The organism is Bradyrhizobium sp. SZCCHNR1002, from assembly GCF_032381435.1.
Lineage (GTDB): Bacteria > Pseudomonadota > Alphaproteobacteria > Rhizobiales > Xanthobacteraceae > Bradyrhizobium > Bradyrhizobium aeschynomenes.
Genome location: NZ_JAUHIS010000006.1, coordinates 404,665 through 417,188, shown reverse-complemented (window position 1 = coordinate 417,188; position 12,524 = coordinate 404,665). Strand labels below are relative to the sequence as shown.

Here is a 12,524-nt window from a genome sequence, read left to right as displayed (position 1 = left end):
AGAAGGGTGCGCGCCCCGCAGGTCCGGAGCGCACCGGAGGGGGATCATCGCCTAGCCTGAATACTCCACGATCCGGTCTATTCATCTGCGGCATGCCAATAGTCGGACGTGCGCATCAAGCAAGCCATTCCTGCGCTCCAAATATCACTTACTCTTATTCTCTGGATCACCTCTTCGAGGTCGGCCGGCCAGTGATACAGTTTCTTATTCTCCCTTCGATCCACTGCATGGGTCCACATCGCGGCGACATCAGAAAATTCCGTATCAAGCACAACGTTACAGAGAAAATTATACTGATAGTACCGCAAATCTACGCCGAAGCCGACCACGCGAAGATCCTTGATCAGGGACTCGGAATCACGACCGATTGCAACTTGCGAATACTTCAAACCAAGTTCTTCGTCTAAGGCGCGCCTGACGACTGCAAATAAGCCGATACGCCCAAGCCTATTCACATTTGCCGTTGGACGAATGCCTTCGACGACAGCCACGTCGAATTCATCGCGACGGAAACTTACGTTTTGCCTCTGGCCGATTACGATGGAATTGTCTCTAGCGCATACAACGTTGACAACGACTCCGACACCTGATGTTAGGTGCGTCAGAACATTTTTGGGATCATCCTGTGAAATCAACTGCTCCCACCTGAAGCGCAGTCCGCCCGGCCCCTTCGCCGCGCAATTGAACCGGTAGAACGATCGAACAAACTTTACGTCCAATATCGGCCGTTCATCCAAGTCAGGTTTCGTAGTTACACTTATCGACTTTATAGCGACGGTTGGATTGTCGCTTGTTTCAGATTTTCGTCGCTTCCAATCCCGTTTAATATCTACGGCAAGGCTGTTGAACTGCGCATCTTCTGGATCTAGGACCTTCGGCGCCCTCAATATCTGAAGCTGCAATTCATCGCGACCAAATCCTCCGGGTCCTGCCGAAACAACGTCGACCCAAGTTGTCCAGCTTCTTCTAATGCTGAGCGCCGCACATGCTAGCGGACCGAACTCAGCTGCAGCATATCGCTGCCTTACGTCTCCTGTTATGAGATGCGAGTTTATGCCTACGACGTTCTCGCTGCCAACCCTCAGGCTTTGATTGTTGAGCAACTCAGCTGCATCTTCGTGTGAAATGAGAGATCCACGAAGGATCCAATACAACGTTTCATCATCCCCCTCGTACTTCTTCAATTCAACGCTCTCGACATCCTCTTTCGAAATCGTGACACGCCGAATTTTGGTTGCTCCGCTTTCCGCAATGCAGGCCGCGATATTAGCAACGTCGATACGTGTGAGCTTACCCTTGACGTCCGCAAGGTAGTTGCGCACGTTGTGTGGAAGCTTGGGATCTATGGGATCCCGGAGAGCGTTGTGTCGCTGAGCTGCGACCAGCCGTCCCAAAGGGTGAGGTGGGTATTCCGTCCGCCTAGCCATCAAAAACCTCCGCAAGCCTTTGTCAAACAAAGGGATTTATCCCGACCTGCCCGTGGAACCGATGCACATATACGGTTTGCATTGCTCGCCGGAACATTTTTCCGCCCGGTGCGCTCAGGAAAGGGCACCCCAATGATGACCTACGCCTGCATTACGTTGATCTCCGCCCACCTAGTGATGGCCGTCGGCTACTGGCTTCTGCTGCTGGCTCACGGATAGAGACAACACCCTGTCCCAGCAAATTGAGGACGGGCGTTGAGCCCGTCCTCTTTTCTTGGCGGTCGTCAGGATGACAACGGCGCATATAATTCGTCTAAAACGAAATCTCAAACTTGACCGGCGCGGGAGACGTCGGACGGGACGAGCCGAGCTCCCGCAGGCCAGAGCGAGGGCCGCGTCAAACCGCGGTCCTATGCACGGAGGCCGGCCCCCGCGCGACAGCTCCCGCGTGCAGGACCGTCCCGATCCGCCACACTGCAATAGCGGCCACCAGCATGGTCGCCGGGCCCCACAATGACACGACACGTTCGTGGACCTCGAGAACAAAGGTCAGCCTCATTGCATCGTAGAGCATATGTGCGACGATCAGGCTGAGTACGACGCCGGTCCACGGCTCTCCGCCTGGCCGTAACGACAGCACCAAGGCAGCGCCGATGAATGCGCCACACGCAACCAGCGTGGCTGCAGCGCGCACGGCCTGAAACGGCATCAGCCAGTACGGCGTCCTTGCAAAAGTCCAACCGGCGGCGCTGACCGCCGTGTCCACGCAGGCGAGCACCGCAAAGACGGCCAGAAACAAGTATCCGACGCGAAAGATGAACCTCGGCTTCGACAACCATTCGACCAGCCTGAGCGCGCCGGCCGCTGCCGCGAGGAAGGCCAATTGGGCCGCCAGGCCGAACACGATCCTCTCCATGGAGGACAGCGGCTGATCACCGATCAGCTTGACCACGTTGACGAGCCAGAGATGGCAGGGCAGCGCGAGGACCGCGCCGATCCAGCGCGGGGCTCCAAGGCCGAGAGCAATGCGAAGAGCTCCGAAAATTCCCAACAGGCAGCCGGCTATCGCGAGCGCCCAATACCAGGAGATGAATGCAAGTCCCGGATCGAGAGCCATCGAGCCGGCGACCAATCCGGCAAGCATCGTCACAGCTATCAGATAGGATAGGGGCGGCAGCCAGGCGGCCGCCCTCTTGAATATCTCACCAATCTCACTATTGACGACCATGCACGATGTCCCCCGCCAAGAGTGATGCTGCCGCGCGACGTACGCGCCGGTGCACATATGCATCATCTGACGAAAAGCCAGACGATCATGCGCCCACAACGGTTCGCCACGTGCTAGCTCGCGATCTGGTTCGGGAGCACGACATAGGCTGCGTAGAGTACGGCGAGCAGAACGCCGATTGCCAGGGATTGCAGCGCGACCAGCAGCCAGAACAGCCGCGGGTTGTCGTATCTCGACAGGACCAGCCCGACGCCCAGCCTGACCTGCATCGTTCGAAGGCTGTTGAATAATTTCAGCACCGCCCATGCAAGGCCAGGACGATGACGAGCAGGATCGACGTCACCTGCATCGGACGATGGCCTCGGGTGATCGCTCGCCGCCCCCTCGCGTGGCACGCCGAATGACGGCCGAGCTTCGGCCAGCAGCGGGACGCCGCGTCATGGGGCGGCATCAGCCAGGCGGATGAAGCCCAGCAGGTTCGGCTCGGTCATGCCATGCGTGACCAGCCTCACGGCATCCGCGCTGTTGCCTTCGATCGAGGTGAACGTGCTCCCGTCGACGGAATAGATCACGCCGGCCTGCCCCGGCGTGCCGCCGGACTTCCCGGCGCGCGCATCGCTCAGCTCCGAAGCCGTTCTTACCCGGAGGAAGACGGCGATATCGCCGGGCAGCGCCGGCTTCTCGCCCGGCAGGAATGTGAGCTTCTTGCGCAGGGCATCGTTCCAGATCTGGGCGTTGACCGCAGACGGCGTGATCTTCACCGGACTGTCCACCTTGAGGATCAGCCACGAGATGAATGCCGCACTCCACGGCGCCTGTCCCATCTGCATGGGGTCCAGGTTCACGGCCCGCCAATAGTCGGCAATCCGGTCGGCCGATGTCGTCTCTTCGACGTTCTTGTTGATCTCGCTGACCGCCAGGGTCAGGAGCCTGCTCGCCGATTGGGTCTGGCCGGGACTGGGCGGAGGCGGCTGAAGATTGTAGTGCGGCAGCTCGACGTCGCGACGCCCCAAGGTCGGAGGGATCACCGCTTCGCTGGGCGACTTCGTCCCCTCCAGATCGGCGAGCGCCATTCGTTCCAGCTCGCCGCGGTTCAGGCTGTTGAGGACGCCCGCGCGAACCAGGAACAACAGAACCGCCGCGCGCGCTCGCGTATCGTCACTCTTCGCCAGCTCCTTCTCGATGACCTTGTAGGCGAAGTCGCGCTCCTCCTTGGTCGCCTTGCGTGTGGCGTCCGCGGCAGCCGCGCCCTCCTGAAGGTCGTTCTTGAGCTTGGCCAATTGACGCTCGCGCTCGGCATCCGAACGCTTCTGTGCCTCCTCCAGCGTCGATTCGAGTTGCTTGATCGCGATCGAATTGACCGTCGTCTGCTGGCTTTGGAAGTAGCCGACGAGGCCATTGGCCATGATCGTGATCGTCCCGACGAGCGTCACGACCAATGGCGTGTTGTGCCAGAACTTGAGACGTTCGATCCGATCCGAGGTCTGTCGTTCCGCGCGCTTCTCGGGCAGCAGCGCGAGCTGAGCTCGTTCTTCCAGAGCTTTGTCCAGCAGAATCCGTTTGTACTCCGGCGGAAGATCCGGGTCCTTCAGAAAAGGAAACTCCTCCGACCAATTGATCAACGCCTCCCCCTGATCCCGGTCTCTGTTTTTTTGGTCCGTTCCTCGCGGTGCCTCTCTCGACGCGGCGATGCTAGCCCGGGCTGCCCCCTTTGCCAAGCTTCCGGCCGTTGGCCAGCAACTAACAGGATGCGGCGCCGACGGCCGCCAGCCCGGCACGAACGAAATGCCGGCAGATCCCGGTTTCGACGGCGCCTGGATCGGGCTATGCTGCCCGCGTCCTCCGGCAAGCGGGCAGTCGACCATGATCGAAACGCACTCAGCGCGGGACGCCGTCTGGCAGTCCATCCAGGACGAGGTTCGGTTGGGCCTGGTGAGCGATCCGATTTTTGGCGGCGCCGCGGCGGCCGCGATCCAAGATCATCCGGACCTCGGCAGTGTCGTGGCGCACCAGATCGGCACCCGCCTCGGCAGGACCCCGGGCGAGCGCACGCAGTTCGCTGCCATCGCGCGCCGGGCCCAGCGCGCGTCCCCCGATCTCGTCGATGCCGCCGCCATTGATCTGCGCGCCATCGCGGCCCGCGATCCGGCAACCACGTCGCTGCTGCCGCCGCTGCTGAACTACAAGGGCTACATCGCGATGCAGGCGTTTCGTGTCTCGCACTGGCTCTGGACCAACGCGCAGCCCGACCTCGCCTTGCTGCTCCAGGCCGAGGCGTCGACGTCGCTGCAAGTGAGCATCCATCCTTCGGCGCAGATCGGGACAGCGGTGTTTCTCGATCACGCCACCGGAATCGTCATCGGCGCGTTCAGCACCATTGGCGACGGCGTCACCATCCTGCAGAACGTCACCATCGGGCGTCACGATGCGCTGCCCGGGCGCGGCCCGCGGATCGGCCGCGGCGTGCTGCTGTCATCAGGTGCGACGGTGCTCGGCGATGTCGCGATTGGCGACTTCGCCAAGATCGGCGCAGGAGCGGTCGTCACATCCGATGTGCCGGCCGGCTGCACGGCCGTGGGCACGCCGGCCCGGCTGACGAACTGCGTGGAGACACCGAGCCCGGCCGGGATGTGAGGCCAGGCGCGCGAAAGCCGCCCGTGGGCGGCTCTCATGTCCTCATCACGGTCTTAGGATCAGGCCGCAGCGCTTGCCGGCAGGGCCCGCGCGCTCGGCTTGGCCTGCGCGAGATGCGTCTTCCACGCCTCGATGGCGACGACGAGCGAGGTGATCGCCCAGAACACGGGATATTCATAGCCGCCGGTGTTCCAGGTCCAGCCAAAGCCTTTCACGACCTGCAGCGCGTAGACCGCGAACAGCAGCAACGCGGTGGCGCCGAGCGCGGCGAAGCGCGTGCAGATGCCGAGGACCAACGCTATTCCGGCGGCGGATTCCGCGGCGGCAGCGATCAAAACCCAGGCCTCCGGCGGATGAAAGCCTGCCTTGGCGAAGAAGCCCGCGGTCGCGGCCGACACCGCGCCGCCAGCAAACTTTCCCGCGACGTGAGGAAACAGAAACAATCCGCAAATGATGCGAAGAATGTTCGAGCCGTTCGTAAGATCGAAATTGTCCGCCTTGATGCGGAAGTCGTCCTTGGTGAGCCACATGACTCAACTCCTTTCTGTTGAGTCGAATGTTCCATCGAACGCAGTTGCCGCCATTGCGGCAAATCAAGTGCGCTGCGGTGAAAAACTCAGGGCTGCGTTGCGAGATCGTGCGTCACGCGATCGCTGCGTTGATCAGGTATTTCTCAGCGCGATACGCGTGATTGCGCTCGACGGGGATAGTGCCTCAACTCTCCGCGCCAGGAACGAGCGGCAGAAGCTGAGTGCACCTCACCGGGTGGAGAGTGCACTGTCAGAACAGGACGAGCTGACCTACCCGTGCCGCGCTGATTCCGCCTGCGCTACGGGCCGCAATGGCAGCCTTGGCGGCTCCCCCCTTCGTATTCGTCGTGCAGGCGCACCCAGTCGGACAGATTGCCGCGTCCGGTCTCGTTGCGGCCCTTTGGCGCAAGGTCGAGATAGTGATAGGCGCCGATCAGCGGATCGCCGCCGCGGGAGCGAACCTGGAAGGTGCAGAAGATGTCGCCGGCGGCGTCCTTGTAGAACACGGTCAGGCCGGGCAGCTCGCGTGAGCTGCCGCGCAGCGGCGCGAAATTGTACACGGCCGTGCCTGCCGCGATCTGCTCGTCCGAGAACGAGACCTTGTAGTCAGCATTGAAATCGCTGCCTTCGGACGACACCCAGTCGAAAGCCCAGCCCATGCGCGCTTTGAACGGCGCGATGTCCGCGAGGGGCGCGCGCGACACCACGACAAGGCTGACGTCGTGCTGTCGCAGATGCTGGTTGGCACCGTCGATATGGTCGCAGAGGAAGGAGCAGCCGGGACAGCGGTGCGGATCGCCCGGCGCCATCATGAAATGGTAGATGATCAGCTGGCTGCGTCCCTGAAAAAGGTCGCCCAGGCGCGCCGGCCCGTTCGGCGTCTGGAAGACATAGTCTTTCTCGACCTTGACCCAAGGCAGGTTCCGCCGGGCTTCGGCCAGGGCGTCGCGCTGCCGCATGAAGGCCTTTTCGCTGGCGAGGTGGGCGCGATGCGCTTCGGTCCATTCCGACTGCGAGACTATTCGGGGGAGCGTCATGCCGGTTCTCCTGTTTCCCCGAGGACGAGCCGATGAGCAGCCAGCCGACATCGGAGCGCAGCTTTTTTACTGCGAGCTGGCCGGAGTCGGGGCCGGGCGAGACCAGGCCAACGGCCCAAGGCCGGACGCCCGGGAACGAGGCGCTCGCCGCGGACTGGAAGCGGATGGTGCCGAGCCGCTCCTCTGACGCAAACGCCTCGCCGCCGTCAGCTCCGTATTGTCCCCCAATTGTATTTCCGGAGTGATCCGCCGATTGATCTCGTGAGTTTCGGGAGGTGATGTCCGACGTGTCCGACAACAACAGCTCTTTGCGCGGCGGTCATAACGACCTGCCGCCCTGCCGCAGTTGCGGTCACCGCGCGAGCGCGATTCGGAGCATCCTGAATCCCCGGACGGGAGAATCGGCCCGCATGTTCAACTGCACCGCCTGCGGGACTCTGAACTGGATGGAACCCGGCCGTTGAGCGCGCGCATCCGCTAGGAGGTCGGCGGCTTGGGATCGGGCGGACAATGCCGGGCCTCTTCGTCCGCCAGGAGCTGCCGGATGATCCTGCGTTTTTGCTCGTCGGTCTCCGCCTCGAGCAGCTGACGAAAATGACGGATGTTTTCGTTGCGAATGTAGCGTTCCATGCGCGCCACCTCATCACGCTCATCGCGCCGAGAATGCGAGGAAGTGCCCGCCGGTTCAACCCGAAAGGATGGCGACGTCCCGCCGCAGCCCGCGATGGAACACGACTGGATAAATCGGAGGAGGAAGGGAACCAATCCGACGGTCGACCGTTATCAATAACCCCCAGCCCAACTTTCGGGAGGTGCCGGTGGCCGAGAGATGATCGTGCTCCCTCTGCCTGCGCAGCGAAGCTTGGCACCTCGCTCTCCGGTCCCACAGACCTTGCCTCAAGCCGATGGTCTTGACCTTCGCCATCGCGAGCCCCCGATGCATCATATGGTCACGCTGATCCGTAGGCTGCGGAGCGCAACCGAGCTGAGCGAACACGACATCGCGGCGATCAAGGCCCTTCCCGTGGAGTTGAAGGCGGTCGAGCCGGAAACCCAGATTGCCTGGGAGGGTGATCGTCCGCAGGCGTGCTGCATGATCGTCACCGGCTTCGCCTATCGCGCCAAGGTCACCGAGACCGGCAAGCGCCAGATCCTGTCGTTCCACATTCCCGGCGACATTCCCGATCTGCAAAGCCTGCTGCTCAAGACCATGGACCATGACATCGTCACGATCTCCGCGGCGACGTTGGCCTTCATCGACCACGCCGATCTGTCCAGACTGATCGACGCGCATCCGGCTGTCGCGCGCGCCCTGTGGCGCGAGACCATGATCGACGCCGCCGTGTTCCGGCAGTGGATCCTCAATCTCGGCGTTCGCTCGGCGTCGGCCCGCATGGCGCATCTGCTCGCAGAGCTCCGGCAACGCCTGGCCGAGGTCGGGCTCGTCGACGACAACGCCTATCGGTTTCCGATTACCCAATCGGAGCTCGCCGAGGCGCTCGGCCTGAGCACCGTGCATGTCAACCGCGTGCTGCAGGAATTCCGCAGTCAACGCGTGCTCGATATCCGTAAGAACCTTGTGAAGCTGATCGACGTTGATAAGGTCGTCGCTGCCGGAGAGTTCGATCCCGCGTATCTTCATCAGATCGACGATTCGCGCCCAGGACAATCCCATGACCGGGACGAATGAGATGCTCTTCTACATCCAACATCCCGGTGAAGTGCCTGCGGAGGGCACCGACCTCGAAGGCGTCGATTTCGACGACGTCGAGACCGTGCTTCTTGAGACGGCGGACGCCGCGCTTGCGATCGCACGCGACCGGCTGGAGCCTTCGACGACCAATGTCAGCCTGGAGGTCAGATCCGATGACGGCCGGGTGGGACAAGTCACCGTGTCGGTGCTGATCGAGCGCGGCTGACGCTAAGCCACGGCTGTCGAGCCTGCGGGCCGGAACGTCGGACGACCGGCCACCGCTCAGGAGCTGCGCGCCCGCGACCACATGCCTTCTGCCTTGGCCGCATCGATCGCCGCCGCCAGCTCGTCGATCCGATAGGGCTTCGGCAGGATCCGCACGCCCGCTTCCCTGGCCGCATGCACGGCCGCTCCCGAATAGCCGCTGGTCAGGAGAATGGGCATGTCGCCGCGCCGACGCTGGATCTCGCGCGCGAGCTCGACGCCGTTCATGCCGCCCGGCATCATCACGTCGGAGAACACGAGGTCGACCGCCCGTCCGTCGGCCAGTGCGCCGAGCGCCGCCGCCGCGCTGGCGGCGCGGGTGACCTCGAAGCCGAGCTGACGGAGCATCTCGCTCACCAGCGCAGCGACCTCCTCGTCGTCCTCGACGAGAAGAACGCGGCCCTCGTCGCGATGACGGGGGCGCGGCCGATGCAGATCGATCAGATGCTGCTGATGCCCGGACGCGGCGTGCGCGGATCGCGGCAGGTAAAGGGCGATCGTGGTGCCCCGGCCGAGCTCGGACTCGATCGAGACGGTGCCGCGCGACTGCTTGACGAAGCCGTAGACCTGGGCGAGCCCGAGGCCCGAGCCCTTGCCGACGTCCTTGGTGGTGAAGAAGGGCTCGAAGACGCGCAGGCGGACCTCGTCCGTCATTCCGGTCCCGGCGTCGATCACCGACAGGCGGACGTAGTCGCCCGCAATCTCGTCGTCCTTCCAGTTCGACAGGTTCTCAGCCCGCACCATGATCGTGCCGCCGCTCGGCATCGCGTCGCGCGCATTGACGGCGAGATTGAGCACCACCAGTTCGAGCTCGCCGGGGTCGACCTCGACCGGCCAGAGCGTCTCGGGAAAATCGAACTGCACATGGACGTCGCCGCGCAGGCTGCGATCGAGCAGCTCGCGCATGCCGCCGATCTGGCGCGCGATGTCGACCGGCTCGGGCGTCAGCTCCTGGCGGCGCGAGAACGCGAGCAGCTGCCGCGTCAGGCTGGCGCCGCGCTGGGCGGCCTGGATCATGCCGTCCATCAGGCGGCGACGCCGCTCCGGATCGGCCTGGCGGTCCAGCATGTCGAGACCGCCCGAGATCACCATCAGCAGATTGTTGAAGTCGTGCGCGACGCCGCCGGTCAGCCGCCCGATGGCCTCGATCTTCTGCGCCTGGCGCAGCGTCTCCTCGACGCGGGCGCGCTCGGCCATCTCGATGCGCAGATGCTCGTTGGACTCGGCGAGCGCGCGCGTCCGCTCCACCACCAGCCGCTCCAGCTCCTGCGCCGCCTGCTCGCGGGCCTGGATCAGCGCGCGGATCTCGTATTGGCGCCGCCGCGCCCGCATCGCCGATTGCACCGCGCTGGTCAGCGTGATCGGCTGGATCGGCCGCTCCAGCAATGACACGTTGCGCAGCGCGCGCACGAGATTGCGCCGCCACGCGGCGACGGCGGGCTGCTCCCGGTGGCTGGTCAGGACGATGAAGGGCAAATCGGACCAGGCAGGCTGCCGCTCGACCCATTGCATCAGCGGGCCGGTGTCCTTGGCAAAGAAGCCCTCCTCGGAAACGACGACGGCGCCCACGCCGGTGTTCAGCTCGCTCACCAGCTCGGCCAGCGAGGTACAGACGCGGGCGTCGATCCGGGCATTGCGAAGCAGCTCCGCGGAGGCCGGACCGTCCCGTCCGATCGGTGCGAAGACGAGCACGTGCTGATCCCGATCAGCGCTCATCGCGGACGTCCATGTCAGGGATGACGTCGCCGGTGAAACGCGGATTGCCCGAGAACACGCCGCTGAACGCCGTGAGCGGGGGCCCGAGCGTGATGCCGCTTCCACTCAGGCGAAACTCGCGGATCGTATGCTCGTGGTGCCCGCTCCGCTTCTTGACGACCGACAGCGCGCGGCGGACGGTCCCTGCCGCCTCGAAGTAGCGCAGCATCAGCACGGCATCGCTGAGATAGCTGATGTCCAGCGGTGTTTCCATCGGTCCCACCAGACCATGTTGCGCGAGCACCAGGATGGTCAGCACGCCCTGCTGGCCGAGATAGCTCAGAAGTTCATGCATCTGCAGGATGAGAAAACGCTCGTCCGGCATCGCATGGAGGTAGCCGTTGAGACTGTCGATGACGATGACGCGGGCATGGTCGTGCTCGACGCTGCGCCGGACGTTGGCGCCGAACTCACCGGGCGAGAGCTCGGCGGGATCAATCTGCTGGAACCTGATCAGCCCGGACGCCATGTGTCTTTCCAGCGGCAGGCCGAGCGTTTGCGCCCGCGCCTCCACGGTGCCCCGGCCCTCGTCGAACGCGAAGAACACCGCGTGCTCGCCGCGATCGGCCGCCGCGATCGCGTAGGTCAGCGCAACCGACGATTTGCCGACGCCAGCGGAGCCGATGAGCAGCGCGTTGGTGCCGCGCTCGAGCCCTCCGCCCAGCAGCTGGTCCAGCTCGGCGTTGCCGCTGGACACGACTTCGCCGAGGAACGAGCGATGATGCTCCGCGGCGACGAGCCGGGGAAAGATCCTCAGACCTCCTTCGGCAATCGTGAAATCATGAAAGCCGCCGCGAAACGCAATGCCGCGCATCTTGATCACGCGCAGCCGGCGGCGCTCGGCGCCATATTCGATCGCCAGCTGCTCCAGCATCACGACGCCATGCGCGACCGAGTGCAGCTGCAGATCATCCTGCGACGACGACAGATCGTCGAGCAGGATGACCGTGCAGTTGCGCTTGGCGAAGAAGTGCTTCAGCGCGAGCACCTGACGACGGTAGCGCAGCGGACTCTGCGCCAAGAGCCGCAGCTCGGAGAGGCTGTCGATGACGACCCGGGCGGGATCGACGCGCTCGACCTCCTTGAACATCAGGCCGGTGGTCTCGCTGAGCTCGACCTCGGCCGGATGGAACACCGTGAGCTCCCGCTCCGGATCGAGCGTCGTCTCCGGCGGCACCAGCTCGAACACGTCGACGCCGGCGAGCGACCAGCCGTGCCGCTCGGCGACCACCTCCAATTCCCGCTGGGTCTCCGATAGCGTGATGTAGAGCACCCGCTCGCCGAGACGCCTGCCCTTGAGCAGGAACTGCAGCGCGACCGTCGTCTTTCCGGTCCCAGGCCGCCCCTCGTAGAGATACAGGCGATTGGGGTCCAAGCCGCCGCCGAGGATGTCGTCGAGACCTTCGCTCCCGGTGGAGATCCGCGTCCGTGGCGAAGGCTCGTCTTTCCGGCTGCCGTCGACAAACTCCTCCGTCATTTTGAACGCTCCGACATCATCAATGAGACGAACGGCGATCGGTGATCGCCGGCGGCGCAGCGGCGACCCTTCGCCCGGCGGGTCGTTGCGACAGCCAATAAAGGAACACGACAAATCCACCCCGGGTTCCCCGGAACCCGCTCGGACAACGAGCGGACCGTCAACGCCGCGAGCAACAAACGGTTCAAGGAAGTTCTCGGACGGTTCCGCTGCGCGGGACCTGCCGCCGCTCCGGGTGGAAGCCCGATGCCAGTCCCCTTCGCGCCCTTGACATGAAATTCCTGGTCCTAATGATCATGAATCATGTGCCACGACCCGTGCCCCGCCGCGAAAACATCCTCCGCATTGCCGGCACGCGGCCGGCGATGTTGACTGCGGCCACGCAAGGGACGGCGATGGACGCCGGACCCGCGCAACGGCCAAAGCCGCCCGCACGAGGCATCGCCCCATCGCCATCACCCTCCCGATCATAGAGGCTT

Annotated in this window: 12 protein-coding genes; 3 read left to right on the top strand and 9 right to left on the bottom strand. The window is 63.8% G+C overall.

Features of this window, described 5'->3' with window-relative positions:
- Positions 1–77 precede the first annotated feature (77 nt).
- From QX108_RS26930 to QX108_RS26915, 4 genes are all read right to left on the bottom strand, one after another.
- A complete protein-coding gene (locus QX108_RS26930) occupies positions 78–1,427 on the bottom strand; it encodes a hypothetical protein (protein ID WP_315785844.1) in 1,350 nt (449 codons plus the stop codon).
- Positions 1,428–1,824: 397 nt separating this feature from the next.
- Entirely contained in the window at positions 1,825–2,655 is an 831-nt protein-coding gene (locus QX108_RS26925; protein WP_315718873.1) for a hypothetical protein, read from the bottom strand.
- A 113-nt stretch (positions 2,656–2,768) separates the two neighbouring features.
- Entirely contained in the window at positions 2,769–2,924 is a 156-nt protein-coding gene (locus QX108_RS26920) for a hypothetical protein (RefSeq protein WP_315718872.1), read from the bottom strand.
- Between the two features lie 168 nt (positions 2,925–3,092).
- Positions 3,093–4,520: a hypothetical protein gene (locus QX108_RS26915; protein ID WP_315785842.1), complete on the bottom strand. Its 1,428-nt coding sequence runs from the start codon at positions 4,518–4,520 to the stop codon at positions 3,093–3,095.
- Between QX108_RS26915 and QX108_RS26910 the strand changes: the two genes are divergently transcribed.
- Positions 4,519–5,289 carry a serine acetyltransferase gene (locus QX108_RS26910; RefSeq protein WP_315785840.1) on the top strand — a complete coding sequence of 257 codons (771 nt, stop codon included), beginning with the start codon at positions 4,519–4,521 and terminating at the stop codon, positions 5,287–5,289. The two genes, QX108_RS26915 and QX108_RS26910, sit on opposite strands and share 2 nt — an antisense overlap.
- A 59-nt stretch (positions 5,290–5,348) precedes the next feature.
- Here the strand turns inward: QX108_RS26910 and QX108_RS26905 are convergent, their stop codons facing one another.
- From QX108_RS26905 to QX108_RS26895, 3 genes are all read right to left on the bottom strand, one after another.
- Entirely contained in the window at positions 5,349–5,819 is a 471-nt protein-coding gene (locus QX108_RS26905) for a DoxX family protein (RefSeq protein ID WP_315785838.1), read from the bottom strand.
- 299 nt (positions 5,820–6,118) lie between these two features.
- Positions 6,119–6,856, bottom strand: coding sequence for a thioredoxin family protein (locus QX108_RS26900; protein WP_315785836.1), 738 nt, complete (start codon positions 6,854–6,856; stop codon positions 6,119–6,121).
- Between the two features lie 477 nt (positions 6,857–7,333).
- Positions 7,334–7,486, bottom strand: coding sequence for a hypothetical protein (locus tag QX108_RS26895; RefSeq protein ID WP_315729281.1), 153 nt, complete (start codon positions 7,484–7,486; stop codon positions 7,334–7,336).
- Positions 7,487–7,793: 307 nt separating this feature from the next.
- Here QX108_RS26895 and QX108_RS26890 point away from each other — a divergent pair, with 307 nt between their 5' ends.
- Complete coding sequence (locus tag QX108_RS26890; protein WP_315785835.1) at positions 7,794–8,546, top strand: Crp/Fnr family transcriptional regulator; 753 nt, start codon at positions 7,794–7,796, stop codon at positions 8,544–8,546.
- Positions 8,530–8,775, top strand: a complete 246-nt coding sequence (locus tag QX108_RS26885; protein WP_315785834.1) for a DUF6894 family protein — start codon at positions 8,530–8,532, stop codon at positions 8,773–8,775. Before QX108_RS26890 ends, QX108_RS26885 begins: the two co-directional genes overlap by 17 nt.
- Positions 8,776–8,831: 56 nt before the next feature.
- Here QX108_RS26885 and QX108_RS26880 read toward each other — a convergent pair whose 3' ends face one another.
- Both QX108_RS26880 and QX108_RS26875 read right to left on the bottom strand, forming a co-directional pair.
- Positions 8,832–10,529 (bottom strand): response regulator, encoded by a 1,698-nt coding sequence (locus QX108_RS26880; protein WP_315785833.1) that lies wholly within the window; start codon positions 10,527–10,529, stop codon positions 8,832–8,834.
- Complete coding sequence (locus QX108_RS26875; protein WP_315785832.1) at positions 10,519–12,045, bottom strand: ATPase domain-containing protein; 1,527 nt, start codon at positions 12,043–12,045, stop codon at positions 10,519–10,521. The genes QX108_RS26880 and QX108_RS26875 overlap by 11 nt, the downstream gene beginning before the upstream one ends.
- Positions 12,046–12,524 lie beyond the last annotated feature (479 nt).